General features: G+C 63.9%; 19 protein-coding genes. 9 read left to right on the top strand and 10 right to left on the bottom strand.

The window, feature by feature from the left end; translation table 11 throughout:
* Positions 1 to 24: 24 nt before the first annotated feature.
* A complete protein-coding gene (locus MVA47_RS03545; RefSeq protein ID WP_374474054.1) occupies positions 25 to 621 on the top strand; it encodes a YqgE/AlgH family protein in 597 nt (198 codons plus the stop codon).
* Positions 622 to 721: 100 nt separating this feature from the next.
* Complete coding sequence (locus MVA47_RS03540) at positions 722 to 2,770, top strand: CocE/NonD family hydrolase (protein ID WP_374474052.1); 2,049 nt, start codon at positions 722 to 724, stop codon at positions 2,768 to 2,770.
* Positions 2,771 to 2,806: 36 nt separating this feature from the next.
* Here the strand turns inward: MVA47_RS03540 and MVA47_RS03535 are convergent, their stop codons facing one another.
* Positions 2,807 to 3,220, bottom strand: coding sequence for an SdpI family protein (locus tag MVA47_RS03535; RefSeq protein ID WP_247206702.1), 414 nt, complete (start codon positions 3,218 to 3,220; stop codon positions 2,807 to 2,809).
* Between the two features lie 83 nt (positions 3,221 to 3,303).
* Between MVA47_RS03535 and leuS the strand changes: the two genes are divergently transcribed.
* A complete protein-coding gene (gene leuS / locus MVA47_RS03530) occupies positions 3,304 to 6,156 on the top strand; it encodes a leucine--tRNA ligase (protein WP_247206701.1) in 2,853 nt (950 codons plus the stop codon).
* Positions 6,157 to 6,192: 36 nt separating this feature from the next.
* Here the strand turns inward: leuS and MVA47_RS03525 are convergent, their stop codons facing one another.
* From MVA47_RS03525 to MVA47_RS03515, 3 genes are all read right to left on the bottom strand, one after another.
* On the bottom strand, positions 6,193 to 6,633 hold the full coding sequence (locus tag MVA47_RS03525; protein WP_062797405.1) for an SRPBCC family protein: 441 nt from the start codon (positions 6,631 to 6,633) through the stop codon (positions 6,193 to 6,195).
* Positions 6,634 to 6,732: 99 nt separating this feature from the next.
* Entirely contained in the window at positions 6,733 to 9,027 is a 2,295-nt protein-coding gene (locus MVA47_RS03520; protein ID WP_247206700.1) for an FHA domain-containing protein, read from the bottom strand.
* A gap of 11 nt (positions 9,028 to 9,038) precedes the next feature.
* Positions 9,039 to 9,830 carry an LppX_LprAFG lipoprotein gene (locus MVA47_RS03515; protein ID WP_247206699.1) on the bottom strand — a complete coding sequence of 264 codons (792 nt, stop codon included), beginning with the start codon at positions 9,828 to 9,830 and terminating at the stop codon, positions 9,039 to 9,041.
* Positions 9,831 to 9,990: 160 nt separating this feature from the next.
* On the opposite strand from MVA47_RS03515, the gene MVA47_RS03510 reads away from it, so the two are divergent.
* From MVA47_RS03510 to MVA47_RS03490, 5 genes are all read left to right on the top strand, one after another.
* Positions 9,991 to 11,484, top strand: a complete 1,494-nt coding sequence (locus tag MVA47_RS03510; protein ID WP_374474049.1) for a cytochrome b5 domain-containing protein — start codon at positions 9,991 to 9,993, stop codon at positions 11,482 to 11,484.
* A gap of 48 nt (positions 11,485 to 11,532) precedes the next feature.
* The gene (locus MVA47_RS03505) at positions 11,533 to 12,720 is read left to right on the top strand and encodes a type III polyketide synthase (RefSeq protein ID WP_247206698.1); all 1,188 of its coding nucleotides are present in this window, start codon (positions 11,533 to 11,535) and stop codon (positions 12,718 to 12,720) included.
* Positions 12,721 to 12,732: 12 nt separating this feature from the next.
* Entirely contained in the window at positions 12,733 to 13,908 is a 1,176-nt protein-coding gene (locus MVA47_RS03500) for an ABC transporter transmembrane domain-containing protein (RefSeq protein ID WP_247206697.1), read from the top strand.
* Positions 13,836 to 14,435 (top strand): ATP-binding cassette domain-containing protein, encoded by a 600-nt coding sequence (locus MVA47_RS03495; protein ID WP_247206696.1) that lies wholly within the window; start codon positions 13,836 to 13,838, stop codon positions 14,433 to 14,435. Before MVA47_RS03500 ends, MVA47_RS03495 begins: the two co-directional genes overlap by 73 nt.
* A gap of 105 nt (positions 14,436 to 14,540) precedes the next feature.
* A complete protein-coding gene (locus tag MVA47_RS03490; protein ID WP_247206695.1) occupies positions 14,541 to 15,413 on the top strand; it encodes a DUF4436 family protein in 873 nt (290 codons plus the stop codon).
* A gap of 7 nt (positions 15,414 to 15,420) precedes the next feature.
* Here MVA47_RS03490 and MVA47_RS03485 read toward each other — a convergent pair whose 3' ends face one another.
* The 3 genes from MVA47_RS03485 to lon all read right to left on the bottom strand — a co-directional run bounded on the left by MVA47_RS03485 (position 15,421) and on the right by lon (position 18,619).
* Positions 15,421 to 15,744 (bottom strand): TfoX/Sxy family protein, encoded by a 324-nt coding sequence (locus tag MVA47_RS03485; RefSeq protein ID WP_247206694.1) that lies wholly within the window; start codon positions 15,742 to 15,744, stop codon positions 15,421 to 15,423.
* 85 nt (positions 15,745 to 15,829) lie between these two features.
* On the bottom strand, positions 15,830 to 16,111 hold the full coding sequence (locus tag MVA47_RS03480) for a DUF3140 domain-containing protein (RefSeq protein WP_247206693.1): 282 nt from the start codon (positions 16,109 to 16,111) through the stop codon (positions 15,830 to 15,832).
* A gap of 171 nt (positions 16,112 to 16,282) precedes the next feature.
* Positions 16,283 to 18,619 carry an endopeptidase La gene (lon, locus tag MVA47_RS03475; RefSeq protein WP_247206692.1) on the bottom strand — a complete coding sequence of 779 codons (2,337 nt, stop codon included), beginning with the start codon at positions 18,617 to 18,619 and terminating at the stop codon, positions 16,283 to 16,285.
* 219 nt (positions 18,620 to 18,838) lie between these two features.
* Between lon and MVA47_RS03470 the strand changes: the two genes are divergently transcribed.
* Positions 18,839 to 19,447 (top strand): hypothetical protein, encoded by a 609-nt coding sequence (locus MVA47_RS03470; RefSeq protein ID WP_247206691.1) that lies wholly within the window; start codon positions 18,839 to 18,841, stop codon positions 19,445 to 19,447.
* 49 nt (positions 19,448 to 19,496) lie between these two features.
* On the opposite strand, the gene MVA47_RS03465 is transcribed toward MVA47_RS03470, so the two are convergent.
* From MVA47_RS03465 to MVA47_RS26930, 3 genes are all read right to left on the bottom strand, one after another.
* Positions 19,497 to 20,735 carry an acyl-CoA desaturase gene (locus MVA47_RS03465; RefSeq protein WP_247206690.1) on the bottom strand — a complete coding sequence of 413 codons (1,239 nt, stop codon included), beginning with the start codon at positions 20,733 to 20,735 and terminating at the stop codon, positions 19,497 to 19,499.
* Between the two features lie 528 nt (positions 20,736 to 21,263).
* A complete protein-coding gene (locus MVA47_RS03460) occupies positions 21,264 to 22,070 on the bottom strand; it encodes a GAF and ANTAR domain-containing protein (protein ID WP_247206689.1) in 807 nt (268 codons plus the stop codon).
* Between the two features lie 524 nt (positions 22,071 to 22,594).
* Positions 22,595 to 23,785 carry a TetR/AcrR family transcriptional regulator gene (locus MVA47_RS26930; protein WP_308280470.1) on the bottom strand — a complete coding sequence of 397 codons (1,191 nt, stop codon included), beginning with the start codon at positions 23,783 to 23,785 and terminating at the stop codon, positions 22,595 to 22,597.
* Between the last annotated feature and the right edge of the window lie 45 nt (positions 23,786 to 23,830).

The following is a 23,830-nucleotide window of genomic DNA, read 5'->3' as shown; positions in this document are numbered from 1 at the left end:
GTCCAGCGTACAAACACCTAGCCGGTGGCGTGCGATGATGAACGCGTGTCACCGAGTACCGCCCAGGTGTCTGCCGGCAGTCTGCTGATGGCCTCAGCCGATCTCGCCGAGCCCACGTTTCGCCGCACGGTGATCTACGTCATCGAACACAATGACGCGGGCACGCTCGGGGTGGTCCTGAACCGGATGAGTCAGACTGCCGTGCACAATCTTCTGCCGGCATGGACCGACACGGCCGCCCGGCCGAAGGCGATCTTCGTCGGCGGGCCGGTCAAGCAGGACTCCGCTCTGTGTCTCGGCGTCGTCAAGCCGGGTATGCCCATCGACCACCTTCCCGCCCTTCGTCCCGTCGAAGGCCGCGTGGTGCTGGTGGACCTCGATGCCGACGCCGATGATCTCGGGTCGGTGCTGACCGGTGTCCGGATCTTCGCCGGATACGCGGGCTGGGGTATCGGGCAACTGGGTGACGAACTCCGCCAGGGCAGCTGGATCGTCGCGCCGTCGCTGGCCGACGACGTCCTGGTGCCCGCGGATGTCGATCTCTGGGCACAGGTGCTGCGTCGTCAGCCGTGGCCGCTGCCGTTGTTGTCCACTCACCCGATCGAAATCGAACGAAACTGACAACCCGTCCTGGCCGGGTCACCGAACTGTTACGGTTCGATTCGGAATCGGTGACGGCGCAAGACGAGCGTCGCCGGGTGTGGGGAGTTGGAGGGGTCCAATGTCAGGGTGGGTTCGGAGAAGCGGTTTCGGCAAGGTCACGGTGATGGCCGGTGTCACCACGGTGGCACTGATGGCCGGATTGATCAATCCGATTGCGGCGCAAGCTGATCCGACCGCAGGAGTAAACGGGCAGCAATGGACTGCCGGACACGATCAGGGCCTGCGGTACCCGGACGTCAACGTCCAGTGGGACGTGCCGATCACGATGAGCGACGGCACGGTCCTCAAGGCCAACGTCTACCGTCCGGCGGATGCCGGCCGGAACCCCGTCGCCACCAAGACGCCCGTGATCGTGAACATGACCCCGTACACCAAGCTGGTGTCGGCGGTGGCCGATGCGGCGTTGTCGAACCCGGTGCTAGGTCCGCTGGCCGACCAGCTCGCGGGGATGATCAATCTGTCGGGTACTCCGATCGATGGCATCAACGACTTCGCGGGCACGATCCGCGGTGGCTTCGCCCGTACCTTCTCCGTCGACCAGAAGCTGGTCCGCAGCGGTTACACCCAGGTGGTGGTCGATGTGCGCGGAACCGGCTTCTCCCAGGGTGTCTGGGACGTCTTCCGTGAGCGCGAGCAGAAGGACACCGTCGAGGTGATCAACTGGGCGGCAGCGCAGGGATGGTCGGACGGCAACGTCGGGATGAGCGGTGTCTCCTATTCGGGGATCAACCAGATCCAGGCTGCCAACAAGAACCCGGAGCCGCTCAAGGCGATCTTCCCGGTGGAGCCGGGCGGCGACCTCATCCGCGACATCGTGGCGCCGGGCGGCGCCCTCGGCGTCGGCTTCCTGCCGGCGTGGCTCGCGTTGGTCAACGGGTTGAAGTTCGTCCCCGACGTCCAGTCGATGCTCAACGGCTCCTTCGACTGGAAGTGGTTGTCGGACAGGCTCACCGATCCGGCGGTGTTCGCGCCGCAGCTGTTCGATGCGCTCTTGTCGCCGACCATCGAGTCGATCCCGCCGCGCACGATGAACCTGCTCGACAGCGCGTCCGCCGAACGCGTGGGCTGGCGTGACCTTGCCGAGAACATCGAGGTGCCGACGATGCTCTACGGCGGCTGGTTCGACCTGTTCACCAACAGCGAGTGGCGGATGTACAACAAGATCCCGCTCTCCGGCGGCAAGAAGCAGCTGATCATGGGCCCCACCTACCACATCACCGGTGGCGCCGGCTTCGGTGATCCCGGCAGCCCACCGCGGCTCGACGTGCTGCAGAAGGCGTGGTTCGACAAGTGGCTCAAGGGCATCGACAACGGCATCGAGAACTACGGGCCTGCCACGCTGTACCAGTTGGGCAACGGCTGGACCACGGCGTCGGACTTCCCGCGCCCGGGGATGAACTACCAGCGGATGTACCTGTCCGACCGCTCGAGCGGTACCGCGCCGCACGCCGTCCGCGACGGCTCGCTGTCGACGGAGCCCTCACCGAGTCGGGGCCGGATGACCGTTGCCCCCGGCCTGGCCACCCTGTGTTCCCGCGATGCGGCCCAGCAGACCGCGGGCTTGGTGGGAATCTTCCCGTTCTGTGCCGACGACGCGCGGATCTCGGAGTCCACGGCCCTGGCGTTCACCAGTGCGCCGGTCCAGGTTCCGACAACCATCAGCGGGCCGGTGAACCTGCACCTCAACACGGTGATGGACGCAACCGATGGGTACTGGACGGCAACGCTCAACGATGTCGCGCCTGACGGCACGTCGACCGTCCTGACGTCGGGCCAGGTGATGGCGTCCCTGCGTGCCCTCGACGCGGACAAGACGGGTTACGCACCCAACGGCGACGTGGTGGACCCGGTCAACACGTTGACGCTGGAAACCCGGCAACCGGTGCAGCCGGGCAAGGCAGTCCAGCTCGACGTGGGTCTGCTCGCGACGGACGCGTTGATCAAACCCGGCCACCGGCTACGGGTGGACGTGTTCGCCATGAACTTCCCGAAGGGGCTGCCGCTTCGGCCGCTGCTGAACGAGTCGGAGCTCAAACCGGAACACATCCAGCTCGATCCGAATGCCCCGAGCTTCCTGAGCATCCCGGTGTCGATACCAGCACCCTGACTTGGGCGCGATGCTGCTGACAGTTTGCGCCGGTGGCTAGTTGGTGCACACCTTCTGCAGTGAGCAGCTGGCGCAGCCACCGCTCTGGCCACAGTCCGACGCCGGCTCTTCGACGGTGGTCGCCGCGCGGATGCCGAACGACCCGATGACGCCGGCGATGACCACACCCACCACGATCGCGGCGAACGCGAGGAGGACACCCGCTCCGCCGCCGAGCGCGAAGGCGAGGATGGCACCCATCGCGAGGATGGCGCCGGCGCAGATCAACCCCGGGCCGGCCACGCGGTTCGCGACGACAAACGCGTCGTCATTGCGCATGGTCTCTGCTGACCGGACACCGAACCACCGGTTGCGAGGCAGCTTGCGAGTGGTGCCGAGGGCACCCACCGTGAGGAAGATCAGCGCCAGCACCAGCGTGATAGCGGCGAGGATGAAGGCGGTGATGGTCACCCCACCACCATACGATTGCTGTGCAAATCGCCCGTCGGAAGGCCTGCGTACGGCGGCTGCGAGCAACGCTTTACGCTGGTCAAGTGACTGGTTCGACGACCCCTGGCCCTGACGACACCCTGCAGCACCGCTATACCGCGGACCTGGCCGGGCAGATCGAGGAGCGCTGGCAGCGGAATTGGACCGAAGGCCGTACCTTCGAGGCCCCCAATCCGACCGGTGAACTGGCCGGCGACCTCTCGTCGTTCAGCGGACCGGACGCCAAGCTGTTCGTCCAGGACATGTTCCCGTACCCGTCGGGTTCGGGGCTGCACGTCGGTCACCCGCTGGGCTTCATCGCCACCGATGTGTACGCGCGCTATCACCGGATGAACGGCTACAACGTCCTACACACGATGGGCTTCGACTCCTTCGGATTGCCCGCAGAGCAGTACGCCGTGCAGACCGGCACGCATCCGCGCACCACCACCGAGGCCAACATCGAGCGGTACCTCGAGCAGATCCGCCGGCTGGGCCTCGGTCACGACGAGCGGCGCCGTGTGGCCACCACCGACGTAGAGTTCTACCACTGGACGCAGTGGATCTTCTTGCAGATCTACGGCGCCTGGTACGACGCAGAGCAGGGTAAGGCGCGGCGTATCCCCGAACTGATCGCCGAGCTGGAATCGGGCGCCCGCACCCTGGCGGACGGCCGCACCTGGTCGGAGCTGGACCAGGCCGCCCGCAACGACGTGATCGACGAGTACCGGCTGGTCTACCAGAGCGATTCACTCGTCAACTGGTGTCCCGGGCTGGGAACTGTGCTCGCGAACGAAGAGGTCACCGCGGACGGTCGCAGCGACCGCGGCAACTTCCCGGTCTTCCGTAAACGCCTGCGCCAGTGGATGATGCGCATCACCGCCTACAGCGATCGCCTCCTCGACGACCTCGAGCTGCTGGACTGGCCCGAGAAGGTCAAGACCATGCAGCGCAACTGGATCGGCCGTTCGCGCGGTGCTCAGGTGTCGTTCGGTGTGCCCGGCACCGATCACGAGATCGAGGTGTTCACCACCCGGCCCGACACGCTTTTCGGAGCCACGTACATGGTGCTCGCGCCCGAACACAAGCTGGTCGACGAGCTCACCACTGCTGCCTGGCCTGCAGACGTCAACTCGCTGTGGACCTTCGGTGCCCCGACTCCCGCAGCCGCGATCGCGAAGTACCGGGAGACCATCGCGGCCAAATCCGACCTGGAGCGCCAGGAGAACAAAGAGAAGACCGGTGTCTTCACCGGCAGCTACGCGACGAATCCGGTCAACGGACAACAGATCCCGATCTTCATCGCCGACTACGTGCTCATCGGTTACGGCACCGGCGCCATCATGGCGGTGCCGGCCCACGACCCCCGCGACCACGAGTTCGCGACGTCGTTCGGTCTGGAGATCATCGAGGTTATCGGTTCGGAACAAGGTGTCGCCGAGCAGGCGTACACGGGTGACGGAACGCTGGTGAACTCCGGATTCCTCGACGGGATGACGGTGGAGGACGCCAAGGCGGCGATCATCGAGCGGCTCGAGTCCGATGGTGCCGGCAGCGGGACGATCCAGTACAAACTGCGCGATTGGCTGTTCGCCCGGCAGCGCTACTGGGGCGAGCCCTTCCCCATCGTCTACGACGAGAACGGCGCACCGCATTCGATCCCGGATTCGATGTTGCCGGTCGAGCTGCCCGACGTGATCGATTATGCGCCAGTCTCTTTCGATCCTGACGATGCTGACAGTGAGCCGTCGCCGCCGCTGGCCAAGGCCACCGATTGGGTGCATGTCGAACTCGATCTCGGGGATGGTCTCAAGGACTACACACGGGACACCAACGTGATGCCGCAGTGGGCGGGCAGCTCCTGGTATCAGTTGCGCTACATCGATCCGGAGAACTCGGAAGAGTTGTGCGCCAAGGAGAACGAGGCCTACTGGATGGGCCCGCGTCCCGAGTTGCACGGACCGCAGGACCCCGGTGGCCTCGACCTCTACGTCGGCGGCGTGGAGCACGCCGTGCTGCACCTGCTGTACTCACGCTTCTGGCACAAGGTGCTGTTCGACCTCGGACATGTCACCTCGGCAGAACCGTACCGCCGTCTCTACAACCAGGGAATGATCCAGGCGTACGCGTTCACCGATTCGCGGGGCATCTACGTCCCGGCCGAGGAGGTCACCGAAGAAGGTGGCAAGTTCTTCTACCAGGGTCAGGAAGTCAACCGCGAGTACGGGAAAATGGGCAAGTCGCTCAAGAATTCCGTTGCGCCCGATGACATCTGCCGCGAGTACGGCGCCGACACCCTGCGTGTTTACGAGATGTCGATGGGTCCGCTCGACACCTCCCGCGCCTGGGCGACCAAAGACGTGGTGGGCGCCCAACGATTCCTTCAAAGGGCGTGGCGCCTGGTGGTCGATGAGGCAACCGGCGACATGCGGGTCACCGAAGAACCGCTGGCGGATGAAACCAATCGTCTGCTCAACAAGACCATCGAGGGCGTTCGGGAGGACTACGCGAACCTGCGCGACAACACCGCGGTGGCCAAGCTGATCGAGCTCACCAACCACCTCACCAAGCAGTATCCGAAAGGTGCTCCGCGAGAGGCCGTATCACCGTTGGTGTTGATGCTCGCACCGGTCGCGCCGCATATCGCCGAAGAGCTGTGGGGCAGGCTGGGCGGCAAGGGATCGCTGGCCCACGGGCCGTTCCCGACCCCGGATCCGCAGTGGCTGGTCGAAGACACCATTGAGATCCCGATCCAGGTCAAGGGCAAGGTCCGCAGCCGGATGACGGTGGCCGCCGACGCAGACGAAGCCACGCTGCGGGCAACGGCATTGGCAGATGAGAAGATCGCGCCGTTGCTCGACGGCGAGCCGCGCAAGGTGATCGTGGTGCCCGGCCGAATGGTCAACATCATCCCTTGACCTGACGTGGACCCAGGCGACAAGCCCGCCCTTTCGTCAGGCGGGCTTGTCCAACTGGGACCGCAACGCTGAGTCGGTGTGGCGTACAGCCTGTCCCACGACGGGCTCGATGATCGCGCCCAGAGCGCGACCGGCGATGCCCCCAGGGAGGTCGTACGACAGCTCCGCCTCGACGGCCGTGCCGGCACCGGAGTCCTCGAAACGCCACACTGTGGCGGCGGAGAAGCCATTGATCGACTCCAGGCGAACGATCTCGTTCTCCACGAACTCGGTGACCTCGAGGGTGGCCTTGAGGGCCTTGGGGCCGACGTTCATGACGACGTCGAACGTGGCTCCGAGCCCGTAGATGGTCTCCGACACCGGTTCGAACTTCTTGACACCGAACATCCAATCCGGGACGTGCCGGTGGTCGTTGACATAGGCAAAGGCTCGTTCTCGCGTCGCCTTCACCTCGGAACTGTGTCGGACAACTCCCATGAACAACCCCACCAATCGTCTGCGATTCGCGGACCCTCCACTGGGCCACGGCTTTCTGCACCTTATCGCGACCGCATCCCGGAGCGACGGGTCGTGGCTTCAGGCTGATCGCTTGAGTCGCAGACGGCTGTAGATGAACACCAGTAGCAGCAGCGCGATGACCCCGAGGACGCCGTAACTCAGGCCGAGGGTTGCCATATCGTGTTTCCACATCGGTTCGTCCTCGGTGGCGGCACCAGGGGTCGTCCATTGGACCTCCACGGTGGACGCCGCGGCGGCAAAACCCCACCGGGCGGGGACAAGCCAGGCAAGCTGCTCGAGGCCCATCCGATCGTGGAGGGCGAAGAGCCCGCCGCAGAAGACCAACTGCACCATCACCACCACCACAAGCGGCGGCATCGTCTGTTCCGGGGTGCGGACCGTCGCCGAGATCGCCAGGCCGATGAGCGCCCCGATGCAGGTGAGCAGTGCGAGGTCGATGCCGAGTTCGATTGCACCAGGCAGGTATACGCCCTTGCCCGGTGTGCCCCGACCGGCATAGGTGATGACGAGCATGATCACCGTCTGTGCGATGGCGGCGAAGGCGAACACGATCACCTTGGCGGTGAGGTACGCACCTGGCCGTAAGCCGACGGCACGTTCTCGCTCGAAGATGGACCGCTCGCCGACGAGGTCGCGCACCGTGAGCGCCGAGCCCATGAATGTGGCGCCGATCGACAGCACCACCAGGATCTGCAGTGTCTCGGTGGTGCCGGGAGCGTTCAGACCGAAACCTGCCGACCCCGGGATCACCAGGGTGAGTGCCCCCAGGACAACGGGAAGCAAGATCAGGAACATCAGATAGCCTCTGTCGGCGAAGATCAGGCGTATCTGACGACGTGCGATCGTACTGACCTGCCGGAAGGCGCTGGTCTGGCGGGGTCGTGGCCGCGGCGTTGATGGCGGTGGGGGTTGCGGTGGTCGGCGGCGCAGCGCCGTCGACCGGTATCGGGTCGCCGCTTCATCGGGTCGTGCCGCGACATACGCGAATATCTCCGCCCAATCACCGGTCCCCATCGCGGCATTCACCGACTCCGGCGGACCACAGAATGCTGTCTTACCGCCGGGGGCCAACAGCAGGACCTGATCGCAGATCGAAAGATGCGCCACGGAGTGGGTGACCACTATGACAACCCGGCCTGCGTCGGCGAGTCGGCGCAAGGTCTGCATCACCTGGCGGTCGAGCGCCGGGTCGAGGCCAGAGGTCGGTTCGTCGAGGATGAGAAGCGCAGGACCGGTCAGCAGCTCCATCGCCACCGATGCCCGTTTACGTTGTCCCCCTGACAGTTTGTCGATGCGGGTGCCGGTGTGCTCGGTCAGTTGCAACTCGGCGAGCACCCCGTCGATCACGGCGTCGCGGTCGGCACGGGACATGTCCGGTGGCAGTCGCAACTGCGCGGCGTAGCGCAGGGCCTGGCGCAGGGTCAGTCGTCCGTGCAGCACGTCGTCCTGCGGGACCATGCCGATGCGCGTTCGCAGGGCTTCGTACTCCTCGTGGACGCTCCGACCTTCGAAGGTGACCTGGCCGGCGGTGGGATGTCCGGCACCGGACACTATTCGGGAGACGGTGGACTTCCCGGCGCCCGACGGTCCGATGATTGCGGTGAGAGTACCTGGCGCAGCGCTGAACTCGATGTCGCTGATGAGTTGTTTGCGGTCGACCGTGAGGCTGACCGAGCTGACGTGGACACCGCCGGCGACCACCGACTGGTCCTGCCCGCGGACGAGTTTGCCCTCGGTGACCACGAAGTCGCTGTTGCCGATGGTCACCACGTCGCCGTCGGTCAGCTGGTGTCGCATCACGCGGCGACCATTGACGTAGGTCCCGTTGACACTGCGTAGGTCTTCGATCAGCAGCCCCTGAGGTCCGCTGATCATCTGGGCGTGACGACGCGAGGCGAGCACATCGCTGACCACGATGTCGTTGTCGGGTGTGCGCCCGATGCGAACCGTGGAACCACGGGCGATGTCCATGGCCTCGCGCTGCGGTGGCGGCGACTGGTTCTGCGCAATGGCCTGCAGGTGCGGCATATTCGCGGGCGCGATGCTCTCGACCACCCGGATCTGGAGGAGCGGGCCGTTGTGGGGGTCACCGAGGCGAATCTGCTGACCACGGCCCACCGGCACGGATTGCACACGCCGGCCGTCGAGATAGAGACCGTTGGTGCTGCCCTCGTCGGTCACGATCCAGCCGCCCTGCCAGCTCACCATCGCGTGGCGCCGAGAGATGAGCGGATGGTCGACGGTGATGTCGCATTCGGGTACCCGGCCGATGGCCAGCTGCGGGGCCGGTCGTACCGAGCGGGGCACACCGTCGACCCACACCTGCAGCTCGGTCCGTGTGGGCGCGGTCATCTCACCACTCGTCACTGCTGTGGGCTGGCGATGGTGAACGGCTTCTGCCAATCAGAGGTGATGATGTCCACCTTTCCGTCATCGACGGTGATGGTCGCCTGGACGAGGTTGTACGGCGCCTCGGCGGCCACCCACAGGGTGATCGGCAGGGTGGGTTGTGTCTTGTCGATCTCGGGGAGGATCGGCTTGAGCTCGGCACTGGCAATGGTGCCCTCCACCTTGATTGCCTTGACTCCGTTGATCTCCTCGGTGCCGGCAGAGGTCGGATCCTGCACCTTGGCAATCACATTCGCCAACCCGAGGTCTTTGTCGAGGATCACCGCGGGGTCGTAGATACGGTTCGCCGGTCCCATGTTCGTGTACTCGGTGCCGCCGTCACCCTTGGTGTAGAGGTTGCCCTCGGAGACGATGAACTCCGACTGCGACAGGTTGTTGTTGATCCGGAACTCGCCGTCACCCTGCGCTGCGACAGCGGGGCGGTTGGTCACGTCGCCGTTCAGATTCTGGATCGGCAGACTGTCGATCGAATCGCTGACATCCAGCACGATGTGTACCGAGTTCATCATTCGTGTCGTCTGAGAACTCTGCTCGACGACCGCGGTGGGATCGGACACCGCCACCGACGGCGGGGCCTCCCGTGAACTCTCCAAAACGGGCGGAATCGACTGTGTAGTAGTGGGATCGGAGTTCGACCCACCACCGCATGCGGTGAGCAACACGGCAGAGAGCGACAGGGCGGCGGCGGCCGCGACGAGGGTGGTTCGCGAACGGACGGTCCGCGCTGGGCTGGGTTGATTCGGCATGGTGACGGACGCTAGTGGACCGCCGGCGACCCCGGAAGTCGGTCATTTGAATTCACGTCGGTGCACGGCTCGGGAACATTCCGGCATGGCCCTGCCTCCTATCCCCGACTGAGGCAGAGGCCGTCCCCAAACGGACGGTGTGACACACGAAGGACAGCGCATGACTGACACCCATGTCGGGGATGAGGCCACCGACCTCGACCAGCCGGCGGAGGATCATGATCTCGGCAGGATGCCCGGTCCCGACGGCGGGCCTCGGCTCGCGAACGTCTGGGTCTATCGAGGGCGCGCCTACGACCTGACCGACTGGATCTCCAAGCATCCCGGTGGCGAGTTCTTCATCGGACGTACCAAGAACCGTGACATCACCTCCATCATCGGTTCGTACCACCGTGATCCGGAGAAGATCGAGCGGATGCTCCAGAAGTATGCGCTGGATCGTGACGCCGTCGTCGAGGACATCCACCCGAAGGCCAATGCCCCCGACTTCCTCTTCAAGGAGAACTTCGACAGCTGGCGCGACACCCCGCACTTTCGCTTCGACGACAAGAACGATCTCCTCCACAGGATCAAGGCCAGGCTCAAGGAACCCGAGCTGGCCGCCCGTCTGAAGCGGATGGACACGGTGTTCAACGTTGTGGTGATCGGCCTGGTGGTCGCCTACTTCGCGGTACAGGCACTCCGGCTGTTCGATGCCAGCTGGATGCCGTTGCCCGCCTTCGTGATTGCAATGGTGGTGCTGCGCTGCGGCATCGCCGGCTACGGACACTATGCGATCCATCGTCCCCAGAAAGGGCTGACAAAGGCGTTTGTCAGCGCCTTCGACGTCAACTACGTCGCGCTGTCGTTTGTCACCGCGGATGGCCATGCACTGCTACATCATCCGCACACGCAGAGCGAAGTGGACATCAAGAAGAACGTCTTCACCTTCATGATGGATCTGCCCAGGTGGTTCCGGGTGCCCATCCACACCGTCCACAAGTTCGGCCATACCGCGACGGGCATGGTGGTTCGGTTGCTGGAAATCTGCAAACTCACCCGGCAGGTCGGCATCGCCGACATGTATGGGTCGTGGAAGGGCGGCCTGCCCCACTTCATCGGTGCCTTCGGTGTCAGGGCTCTGTTGATCTCCGAACTCGTGGTCTTCATCGCGATGGGTGATGTGTGGGCCTGGGTTCTGCAGTTCGTCGCAACACTGTGGTTCAGCACATTCCTCATCGTCGCCAGCCATGATTTCGACACCGACGCACACGAACATCCCGACATCGACACCGACGACTGGGCGGTGGATCAGCTCGAGAAGGCCTACGACTTGAAAATCGTCGGCAACCGTTACATCGACTGCTTCCTGTCTGCCGGCCTGAGCTCGCACCGCGTCCACCACGTACTCCCGTTCCAGCGCAGCGGTTTCGCCAACATCGCCACCGAGGACGTGGTGCGCGAGGAGTCCGCGGCGTTCGGGGTCGAGTGGCTGCCCGCCAAGAGCTTCGTCACCGACCGATTGCCCAAACAGTGCCGTGTCTACCTGGGATCGCGGTCGCGGCCGGCCCAAGAACACGGCTGGGGGTTCTTCCGCGAACACTTCTCACCTGCGGCGCTCAAGACCTGTGCCGACTACACCATCAAGGGATTCACCGGCCTCGGAACGGTTTGAACCCGAACATATTGCATCACAACATCATTGCACCTGAAAGGAACTCCCATGACCGTCATCCCAGAGCACCCGCTCACCGGACCACACTCCACCTATGTGGGCCGCCACCCGGTGGCCCGGCCGACATTTCCGCCTGCTCCGCCGACCACGGTTGCGGTCATCGAAGGAATCGCCACCGGCGCACCCGACCAGGTCTTCACCCAGCGCGAAGCCGCCGATGAGGTCGCCGCACTGTTCGACGATCCGAAGCAGCGCGAGCGCATCTGGCGGGTGTACGACAAGACGCGGATCAACGAGCGACACCTGGCAATCAACCCGACCGATCCCGAGTTCAGGGCCTTCAGTCAGAAACGCGCGACCATCCGCGAGCGCATGAGCTTGTACCTCGAACACGCCGCGCCGTTGGCAGTCGACGTCGCGCGTCGTGCGCTCGGTGCCGTTCCCGGTGAGGTCCAGGTCGGCCTCTTGGTATTCGTCACGAGCACCGGATTCATCGCTCCCGGGGTGGATGTGGCTGTGATCAAGGAACTGGGCCTGCCCCGCACGACCAGTCGTGTGGTGGTCAACTTCATGGGCTGCGCTGCAGCGATGAACGGTATCCGGATGGCGACGGACTACGTGCGAGCCAATCCTGACAAGAAGGCCCTTGTCATCTGCCTGGAGATCTCGTCGGTCAACGCCGTATTCGCCGACGACATCAACGAGGTCATCACCCACAGTCTGTTCGGCGATGGCTGCGGCGCGGTGGTGGTCGGTGCCAGCGAGGTCCGCCACCCGATCCCGGCCGGGAACATCGTCATCCGCGAGACGTTCAGCCACCTGCTGGACGGCGCCGAGGACGGAATCGTGTTGGGCGTCAACCACAACGGGATCACCTGCGAACTGGCCGAGGATCTCCCGGGTTACATCTATCGGGGTGTCGATCCGGTGATCAGCGCGATTCTCCGGTCCCACGGACTCGGTAAGTCCGACATCGACCTGTGGGCAATCCACCCCGGCGGACCGAAGATCATCGATGAATCGGCGCATTCCCTCGGCCTCGACCCGGCCTGTGCCAAAGCGAGCTGGGACATCCTGGCGCGCTACGGAAACATGCTCAGCGTCTCGCTCATCTTCGTTCTCGAGCAGATGGCCAAGCGAACCTCCGACGACAACAAGGTCAGCACGGGCATCGCCTTCTCTTTTGCCCCCGGGGTCACGCTCGAAGGCCTTCTCTTCGACATCGTCCGGAAGTAGCAGGCAATCACCATGCAACTCATCCGCTTTCTCGTGTCGGTGTCGTGGAAGGGCATCGCGATTGCCGTATTGGCCGGCCTGATCGGTGGTGCAGCCAACGCGTACCTGGTCACCCAGATCAACAGCATCATCTCGCCGGACAAGCATCCCGGTCATACCGTCGAGCTGTTCTTGCTCACCGCCACCGTCGTCCTGGTCACCGGTCTGCTGTCCCAGATCCTGCTGATCCATCTGGCGCAGAACGCGATCTACCGTTTGCGGGCCAAGCTCAGCACCGGCGTGGTGTCGGCGCCCCTCGAGCATCTCGAACGTCTTGGCATGCACAGGTTGATGGCAACGCTCACCGAGGACGTACGTGCGTTGTCGCAGGCAGTGTCGGCGATCCCGAGCATCTGCATCGACGCCGCGACCATCGTGGGTTGTCTGGTGTACCTGTCGGTGGTGTCGGGAGTCATCTTCGCCATCACCGTCGGCTCCACCCTTGCCGCCATCGCCTGCGTGGAAACCGTGCTCAAGCGTGTCCGCAAGATCTACCGGAATGCCCGCGAGAACGAGGACGACCTGCTCAGATCATTCCAATCGGTGACGCTCGGTATCAAGGAGCTGAAACTGCACCGGGGCCGTCGACGTGACTTCATGGACCGTCACCTCCTGGGGACCGCGGAAGCGTTGCGTGCCAGGAACGTCGAAGCCGGCACCAAGTTCTCCGTGGCCCAGGGATTCGGACAGCTGTGTCAACTCGGCACCATGGCGTTCATCCTGTTCGGACTGGCGGTCATCCTCGAACTGCCGCGCGAGGTGATGGTCGGGTACGTCCTCATCACCACGTTCCTCGCCATGCCGATGCAGAACATCATGCATCTGATCCCCGACCTGTTGCGCGGCGATGTGGCCCTGAAGAAGATCCAAGAGATGGACCTGTCGATGTCGTCGATGCACGACGAGTCGAGTCTCCCGTTCACCGACCGGCCGCTGGCCAAGCATGCGCGGCTCGAACTGTCGGGGATCGGCTACACCTATCGCGGGGAACAGATGGCCGGTCCGCCGCCACCGCCTGGCGCACCCCACCCGGCCGCCCCCCGGCGGCGGGCTTCCATCTCGGACCCATCGATCTGGTGCTCGACCCCGGCCAGGTCACCTTCATCGTGGGCGGCAACGGCAGTGGGAAATCGACGCTGGCGAAACTGATCACGGGGCTCTATGCCCCGCACTCCGGCAGGCTCACGCTCAACGGTGAGCTGATCACCCACGGCAACGTCGAGTGGTTCCGGCAGAATGCATCAGCGGTCTTCACCGACTTCCACCTCTTCGAGGACTACCTCGGGTTCCGGCGGCCCGGCATCGACGACGAAGTGCGGCGCTACCTCGACCAGATGCAGATTTCGCACAAGGTGTCGGTCCACGACGGCCGATTGTCCACGCTTGCGTTGTCGCAGGGGCAACGTAAACGGCTCACGTTGGTGACCGCACTTCTCGAGGACCGGCCGATATACGTGTTCGACGAATGGGCCGCTGATCAGGAACCGCAGTTCCGAGAAGTGTTCTACCGCAACATCCTCGCCGACCTCAAGAGGGCCGGGAAGACGGTTGTGGTGATCACCCATGACGACCGCTACTTCGACGTCGCAGACCAGCTGGTCAAGCTCGACTTCGGCCGGCTGCAGCAGAGCCGGCCGTTGTCGCACGGAGCGATCCTGAGCGAAGCCGCAGGTTGACCCGCCTCGGCCGATACACTCACTTCGAGCCGAGGCCGATCCGTCGGCATCGTGAAGCGGTGTATCGAGGGCGGGAGGCCACGGGTGGCGTCAAAGGTGGACAACGTGTCGGCGGACGGTCGGGAGACTGTCAAACGAGGTCCGTGGTGGCGTGGTCTGCTGATCGTGCTGGGCGTCGTGGTGGTCTACGTGGCGGTTCTCCTCGGTTATGCGTCCGGTGACGGCGACTCCGGAGAGGACGGCCGGGTGGCCGCCGACAACAGCGTGCTGGTCTACCTCGACATCGACGCCGTCAGCGGGAGTGATTTCTCCATCGCGGCGAATGTCTCGGTGTATCCGGGTAAAAACCTGGTGGGTGACAACGGATATCTGAAGAACGAACTGGTGGTGGATGTCTCACCCATCGCCGCAGATGGGCGGCTGGTGTTCAACAGTGGGACCAGGGTGGGACCGCTGCCGGTCAAGCTCTATGCGAACGGCGACATCCGCGAGTGGCCTTTCGACGAATATCAGTCCGACAACGTGGTGGTGCGCGCCTTCAGCCAGGCGTCGTCGCCGGAGGCCGGCACCGTCTCGTTCCCGTTGCCGACAGATGTGGTGGTGACCGACTCACTGACAGGCTGGGACGTGACGTCCGATGATCAGGATGCCGGTGGGGGACAAGCGTTCACGATCTACGCGGACCGGACGGCCGGATCGCTCGTCTTCGATCTCGCGCTCTGTGCGGTACTGATCGTCCTCCCCGTGTGTGCCCTGTTCGTGTCGATCCAGACCGTGCGGCGGCGCAAGGCTTTTCAGCCGCCGATGGTCACGTGGTTCGCGGTGATGCTGTTCGCGGTGCTCCCTCTGCGAAACATTTTTCCGGGGTCGCCACCGTTCGGTTCCTGGGTGGACTACTCGGTTGTTCTCTGGGTGGTCGCCGGGTTGGTGACCGCGATGTCGCTGTACGTCATCGCATGGTGGCGCCAGGCGCCCTGACCGCCGGCTACGCCAGCCGCGCTCGCGCGACGCCGCGGTCCACCCACGTCTGGAGTTGCTTTCTGGTCTTGACGCCGTCCGTGGCCACCCGGATCCACCCGGCAAGCTCCTTCCCGCGCATCACCATCGGCGACACGTGGGCGCGGCCGAGCAGAGTTTTCGATTGGGCCGGGTCGACCCGGACCATCAGCCCGCCTTGCCCGCTGACCGCCACGGCCATGTGACCGTCGATCAGGAAGGCCAGACCACCGAACATCCGCTTTTCCGAGACGCCCGCCTCTGGACCCATGAGTTCCCGAACGCGGTCCGCCAGATGCGTGTCATAGGCCATGGATCAAGTGTGCGGCAACCGACTTCATTTTGTGGGGTCGTGCCCCCAATTCATCAGTGAGTATCTCCAGGCGGTGTCGGAAACGTCACCGGAGGGAACGCTGAGCCAGATGTCGATGGACGTAGCCGACGACCTTGTGCATGTGTGCGGCATCGTCATCGGTCAGGTCGCTCTTGTTGGCACGCAGGATGTCCACGATTCGCCGGCCTGACTTGTGGCCAGTGGATTCGCCGCCCGAGCTCTTGTCTCCCACGTCTTTCGATTCGGGGGTGTCGAGGAAGGACTCGAGTTCACCGGCCGTCATGTTGACTGCTTCCTGCCAGCCATCCCACACTTCGGCCACGGCATCGTTGGTCTGTGCACTCATCGGGCGGTCCTTCCCTCGGACTTCGAGATCAATACTGAGCTCTACCTCGATCCACCCGTGCCGAAACCTTGTACAACCTGTCCGTGACAGAACTCCGCCCACCCATTCTCGGGTACCCACCCCGCCAGGGGGCGGGGGAGCGATATGAGAACAGGTGGGCAGAGATGTCGATCAGGCTGCGACGGTTGCCTTTTGATCCGCAGCGGGCTCGAGCGCCTGGGCGATGATGTCGGCGACGTCGGTCATCGGCAGCACGGTCAGTGCCTCCAACACCTCGGCAGGCACGTCATCCAGATCGGGCTCGTTGCGTTGCGGGATGAAGACCGTCGTCATTCCCGACCGCGCGGCCGCCAGCAGCTTCTGCTTCACGCCACCGATGGGCAGCACCCGTCCGTTGAGGGTGACCTCGCCGGTCATCGCGACGTCGGCCCGCACCTTGCGTCCGGTTGCCATCGACACCAGCGCGGTCACCATTGTGACACCCGCGGACGGACCGTCCTTGGGAGTTGCGCCGGCCGGGACGTGCACGTGGATGCTGCGTTCCAGCGACTTGGGGTCGATGCTGAAATCGGCTGCGTGGGAACGCACGTAGCTCAGCGCGATCTGTGCAGACTCCTTCATCACGTCCCCGAGCTGCCCGGTGAGGACCAGTCCTTCGCCATCGGTGGACCCGGCTTCGATGTAGAGCACATCGCCGCCCAGCCCGGTGACCGCCAGCCCGGTTGCCACACCCGGCACGGCCGTCCGCTCTTCGGCATCAGGTGTGAAGCGTGGGCGGCCCAGGTACCCGACCAGGTCGGGCTCGTCGACACGCACCTTGACGGAACCGTCTGTGCTTTCGGTGCCGGCCAGTGCCGTGGTCACCTTGCGCAGCAGTTTGGCCAGGAGCCGTTCGAACTGTCGCACACCGGGTTCACGGGTGTAGTCGGCCGCGATCTTGCGGAGCGCAGCGTCCGTCACCTCCACCTCGTCGTCGGTGATCGCCGCCCGTTCCTGCTGCCGAGGCAGTAGGTAGTTGCGTGCAATGGCAACCTTGTCGTCTTCGGTGTAGCCGTCGATGGTCACCAGTTCCATACGGTCGAGCAGTGCCGACGGGATCTGCTCGATCACGTTGGCGGTCGCCAGGAACACCACATCCGACAGGTTGAGGTCCAGGTCCAGGTAGTGGTCGCGGAAGGTGTGGTTCTGGGCCGGGTCGAGCACCTCGAGCAGTGCCGCACTGGGGTCGCCGCGGTAGTCGGCGCCGACCTTGTCGATCTCGTCCAGCAGCACAACGGGATTCATCGATCCCGCTTCGCCGATGGCACGCACGATACGTCCGGGCAGCGCGCCGACGTAGGTACGCCGGTGTCCACGTATCTCGGCCTCGTCGCGGACGCCACCGAGGGCGACGCGGACGAACTTTCGACCGAGGGCGCGGGCAACGCTCTCACCCAACGACGTCTTGCCGACTCCGGGAGGTCCGGCCAGCACCATCACCGCACCCGACCCGCGACCACCGACGACCTGCAGGCCGCGTTCGGCGCGGCGAGCCCGGACGGCCAAGTATTCGACGATGCGGTCCTTCACGTCGTCCAACCCGTGGTGGTCGGCGTCGAGGATGGCCCGGGCACCCTTGATGTCGGTGGAGTCGGTGGTGGTCACATTCCACGGCAGGTCCAGCACCGTATCCAGCCAGGTTCGGATCCAGCCGGTCTCGGGGCTCTGGTCGCTGGCGCGCTCCAGTTTGCCGACCTCGCGCATCGCAGCTTCGCGCACGTTGTCGGGCAGCTCCGCCGCCTCGACGCGGGCGCGGTAGTCGTCGCTGCCGTCGGGTTCGTCCTCGCCCAGTTCCTTACGAATCGCGGCCAGTTGCTGACGCAGCAGGAACTCCTTCTGCGTCTTCTCCATGCCGTCGCGGACCTCGCCGGCGATCTTGTCGTTCACCTCGACCTCGGCCAGGTGGTCGCGGGTCCACGTGATCAGGGTGGTCAAACGCTCTGCCACGTCGGGAGTTTCGAGCATCTGTCGCTTCTGGACATCAGTGAGGTACGACGCGTAACCGGCGGTGTCGGCCAGTGCCGACGGATCGCTCAGTTTGTTGACCGAGTCGATGACCTGCCAGGCCTCGCGACGTTGCAGCATGGCCAGTACGAGCTTCTTGTACTCGGCGGCCAGTTCGCGCACCTCGTCGGTGACCGCGGGTTCGGACACCGCTTCGACCTCGACCCACAGCGCCGCGCCGGGCCCGGTGGTTCCCGATCCGATGTGAGCGCGGGATTCGCCCTTGAGGACCGCCGCCGATTCGCCACCGGCGAGGCGGCCGAGCTGCACGATCGACGCGACGACGCCGTAGGCGGGATAACGGTCGTCCAATCGAGGGGCGACCAAGAGTTTGCCCGCCTCCGAGGCCTTCGCGGCGTCGACGGCGGCGCGTGCGGCATCGTCCAGTTCGACCGGGACCACCATGCCGGGGAGCAAGACGGGGTCGGTCAGGAACAACACCGGCAAGCGATTCAGTTCGCTCATGTTTCCTCCAAAGTTAAGTACTTCGGGCTCAACTTTCTGGTGATGGCCTTTGTTCCTCAGGTAGTCCATGTTCTTCGAGAGCGAAATCAAACGATCGTGGCGAGGTGACGATGAGCAGGAGTTCGATACTCGACGACGAGAGAACCTTTAGCAGAGGGGCAACTCGCATGGTTGTTTTAGACTCGGCCGTAGCTGTGACGGTCAAAGGGGGCGTTCGAGATGACCGACGATCGGGTGTTCAGCGACCAGTACGGGCCACTGCGGCCGCGGTGGGATCGACTATTGGCCGCGCTGTCCGAGCGCGGTGCGCATCGCACCGTTGAGTCGTTTGCTCCGGGCCTGACGTACGACCAAGCCGAGCGGATCCTCGAGGAAGCCGGGTTCGCTCCAGGGGCCGTACGTGGGCAGATCCTCGACTTGTTTCAGTGCGTCAATGGGTTCCTTGAGGGGCGTTGGACGCGTGTGTTCCCCGACGTGGATCTCCTGTCGTTGCGGGACATGATCAGTGTGCGTGCGATGATGCTCGAGGTGGCTGGCGCCAGAAGCGGATACCCTAGTTACGCAGGCTTTCCCGCGTACGGCTTTGTCCCGGAATACTTCCCATTCGCCGACCGTGACGGGTACTTGCTGGTCGCTGACCTACGAACCGGCAGCCAATGGGGCGAAGTGCTGCGCTACGACAAGATCGATGCCGACGACGGCACCACCAGATGGCCCAGCGTCGCATCTGTGCTCGACGATCTCATTGGGGCGATCGCGACCGGCAGCGAGTTCGATGGGTGGACTACCGACGTTGTTGACGGAGAGCTGACCTGGTCGCTTCGCTGAGCCACCGGCGTGGGTGCACGCTTGTGTACCGCAGCTCCCCGTCACGTGTTCACCGATGCGTGGCGCGCAGGGCTCCGATGGCAGCTTTCAGTCCACGGCGTGGGCTCACCGTTTCCACGTTCGTCGCGCGCGGGTCGGTGATTCCGAAGCGGTGCTCGCTGCTGGTCTCTGGCGCGTCATCGGACGACCGCGAAAGGAAGCTGTCGGGAAGGGCGAGTTTGTGGATGGTGCGCAAGGCCAGCCAGTACTGCCGCGGCAAGGACCCTGTCGTGTACGGGAGATCAAACTTCTCGCAGAGGGCCTCGACCCGTTCGGCGATCTCCGCATACCGATTGCTGGGCAGATCTGGGAACAGATGATGCTCGATCTGATAGCAGAGGTTCCCACTCATCAGCGCCATCAACGGACCGGCCCTGAAGTTGGCGCTGCCGAGCATCTGTCGCAGATACCACTGCTGCCGTGTCTCTGACTCGTACTCGGCCATCGTGAATTTCTCTGCGCCGTCGGGGAAATGACCGCAGAAGATCACCGCATACGCCCAGAGGTTGCGGATCAGGTTCGCCGACGCGTTGGCCGTCAGCGTGGTCTTCCACGCCCGTCCGGTCAGAGCAGGAAAGAGGACAAAATCCTTGCCCATCTGCTTGCCGATTTTTCGCCAGAAGGTGCGACTGGCTTCGGACTTGCCGATCCGGCTGACGTCTGTGCCTGGATCACGCTCGACGTCCATTCGCTTTTGCGCGTCCAGATCGTGGCGCGCGATACCCCATTCGAATGTGGTCGCGAGGACAACATTGGCCAACGGCTGAATCAGATTGACCGGGCGCCAAGCGACGTCGCGAGTCATCCTGAGGATGCCGAACCCGATGTCGTCATCCATGCCGACGATGTTGGTGTAGAGGTGGTGCGAGTAGTTGTGGGCCCGCTTCCACTGAGACGACGGGCCGACCTGGTCCCATTCCCACGAGTTGGAGTGGATCTCGGGGTCGTTCATCCAGTCCCACTGCCCATGGCTGATGTTGTGACCGAGTTCCATGTTCTCGAGAACCTTCGAGCAGGCCAACATCGATGTCCCCAGAATCCACACCGGCCTTCGCCGGGATCCCATGAGTACGACGCGGGCCCCTATCTCGAGCCCACGTTGCAGGGCGATGACGCGATGTATGTACCGCCAATCGCGCTCACCGCGTTGATCTTCGATGTCGCGTCGGATGGCGTCGAGTTCGCGGCTGAGCGAGTCGATGTCGACGTCGGTGAGATGGGCGTATCGAGCTATGTCGGTGATGGCCACGGGGTGCGCTCCGCTCCGGCGAGCCTTCTGTCGAGAAGGTTCATCGGTGATGTTCAGACGTACACGACCCTCACTGATAGAGGTCGAACTCGTCTGACACAAAGTTTCCGGGCAGCGAACGTGTGTGGCAGTTGCGCGGCCGGTGGCGGCGAAACCGGCCCCGGGCCGGCTGGGTTTCTCAGCACTGTCTACGTTCCGCGCATTTTGCCGAACTGTCAATGTACGACTGACGACGGTCGGTCACACCGTGAACAGTTGGCGGCCATGCGCTGACGATTGCGAGTCGCGCGTGCCGAGCGCGGTCACAATCTGCGCGGTTGAGGTTTGACAGCGTCAGCGATCACCACGCGTGCAGCGTCGGCCGACTCGATCAGGATCGCCACCATTTCCGTCATCAGCGCAGCGAGGTCAACAGTTGGGTCGATCAGCCCTTCTTGCAGCGTGGTGAGGTCAATGGTGGTTCGAACTCGAGGGGTGCATCCTGAGCTTTACCCGCCGCTGACCAGCGAACCGAAACCTGTGCTGTTTTCAGGATCCGGAGCGGCGAGCCTGTGCCCGGCGCTTGGCGTCATCGAATATCGATTGGGCGACGTCGGCCAACTTCCTGTGGTCCTTCTGGCTCATCTCGCGCAGTTTCGCGAATGCCTCCGCGCTTGTGCATCCACTGCGGCTCACCACGATGCCGATCGCGTGGTCGATCACCTTTCGATTGGTCAGCGCTTTCTGCAGTTGTTCGGACAGCGTCAACGCGTTGGCAAGCGCCTGGGCATTTTGCACCGAAACCGCTGCGGGAACGGCGAACAGCTCGCCCAGCGCGACTGCGCGGTCATCGAATGCATTCTTGGCGCGGGCATATACGTTCATCGCGCCGAGCACCCCGCCCTCCGTCTTGAGCGGTAGCGACAGAACACTGTGTACGCCGAGTCTGCCGACCCGGGGCCCGAAACGCGGCCACTGAGCGTCCCCCCCGAGCGAGCCCGAGCGCACGGTCTGCGCGCGCTCGGCGGCAGTGATGCACGGACCCTCGCCGAGCGAATACTGGATGCTGTCCACCGCGACCACGAAGTCGTCGCTGGCGACGACCGTGTTGCGGCGATCGCCGTCGAGCAACGTCAACCCGGCACCATCGGCACCGGGAATGGCGTTGACAGCGAATTCGGCTATGTGCGTGAGGGTTTGGGGAAGTGTCAGTGACGTCATCGCCAGCTGTGACAGCGAACTCAGACTGTTACGGAGGTCATCGACGTCGTCGCCGAAGAGTTCGTCGGGGTCCATCCCGAGTTCAGGGCGGGGGTCACCGTGCGCCGTAGCCGCGTCGGGGATGTCTTCGGTCATATGCGTCCTCACCTCGGTCACGGACGCACGCATCCTTCGAACAAAGATGAGCCCAGTTTATCGGGTGGTGACAGAAGGGGTCGGTAACGTCCCGGCGAGCATGATGAGACAGTCCACTGGGGGCCGTTCTTGAAGAGTCTTGCCGCTCAGGCCCGGGCTCCCTCCTCAGGGGCAGCGCACTGCCAGGGCTGCACGCGTCTAGTCCCGGCCTGGACAGGGTTCAAGCGTGGCGGGCTTTGCTCCAGCACTGGTTGATGGCCCGCTGGGTGAAGTCATGTCTCGATCGCGAGATGCAAGAAGTCGATGAGATCGGCTTCCCGGAACCGCCGCACGGTCGATGGCCCTCGTCCAATGCGCGGCGGCCCATGATCTCCGCACCGACTCCCCGCCCCAACAGACTGGTCACGGCGTGAGTACGTCATCTTTGACGCTCCGATCGGCGATGCTGGCCAGCTATTCGATTTGTTTGATGGATGTGTCATCCACGGAATCGGAAAAAGTGAACCCGCCCTGCTGGGCGGTGGTCAAGTACCAGAATTGGCCGGGTCAGTGAGGAGGGCTCGGGCAAGTCGGGTGGTCTGAGCAAGGAGACTTGGCCCCTTGCTGTGGACGTCTCGGGTGAGTTTGTTGATCACGGCGATGGCCGCATGAACGCGAAATCTGCCTTCTGCCTGACTGATTCGCGGATCGCATTGTCCTAGGAGTTGAACCCACTCATCGATATAGTTGTGCTGGTTCAGTCGGTAGATCTCGCGGAGTGATTCTGGCAGATTGACCACCTCGGCCGTCAGGACAGCCAACGTCGACGGGTTGCGGTAGACGAACTGGGCATAACTGTCGATAACCCTATCGAGGGCGTCGTCGACGCTGTTGGCAGCGTTGAGCGCGTGGCTCAACGACAACCACAGTGACTCGTTGCCACGTACAAGAATCGCGTCGAGGATATCGATCTTGCTCGGGAAGTGATGGTAGATCGCCGGTCCGGTGATTTTCGCCGCGGCGCCGATGTCGTTAAGGCCGACTGCGGCATAACCTCGCTGGTCGAACAATCGGGTTGCGGCGGCGAGAATGGCCTCGCGCTTGGTGATTGGAACCTGCGGCGCCATTCCGATGGGGGCGTAGGACACGGAAACCGGTTGCTGCGTGGTCGTGGTGGCTGCGTCGAGGAGACGAGCGGCCAACTGGGTGATTACGCCAACGGCCTTGTCGGGGCCCAAATCGATGGTGTGCCGCGAGGGGCTGAGCATCATTGCGAGCAGCGCTTGAGCGCACGTTTGGCCGTCAGTTGAGGGGTGATCGGCGTGGATGCGATCGCCGAGCCGACGGGTGATCGACTCCATCCGGCCAGCCAGTAGCTTGTGGTCGCTCTCAGGGAGTGAGGGTAAGTCGCGCATCCACAGCACGCCGAAGTTCCGGTTACTGATACCGATGCGCGCGACCGTGTTGATCGACTCGGCAAGGGTGCACTGTGGGTCGGCGATCGCTACCTCAATATCTGAAAGAGTGCGATCCAGGACTGCGGCGAAAAGGTCTTGTTTGCCGCGGTAGTGGCGGTAAACGGCGCTGGCGCCGACGCCGACATCTGCTGCAATGGCGGCCATCGAGACCTGGCTGAAACCCATCGTGGCGAATTGGTGCTCGGCGGCAGCGAGAATGCGCTGTTTTCGATCGCGAGGGCGCCGTTCGATCGCGTTGTGCTTCCCGTCGATTGTCACGCCAGCTCTCTAAGGGTCGATGGCACTGTGCCCATGTGTGGGTAA

Source organism: Williamsia sp. DF01-3 (assembly GCF_023051145.1).
Lineage (GTDB): Bacteria > Actinomycetota > Actinomycetes > Mycobacteriales > Mycobacteriaceae > Williamsia.
Note: the sequence above shows the minus strand (reverse complement) of the source record. Positions and strands in the feature narration are given on the sequence as shown.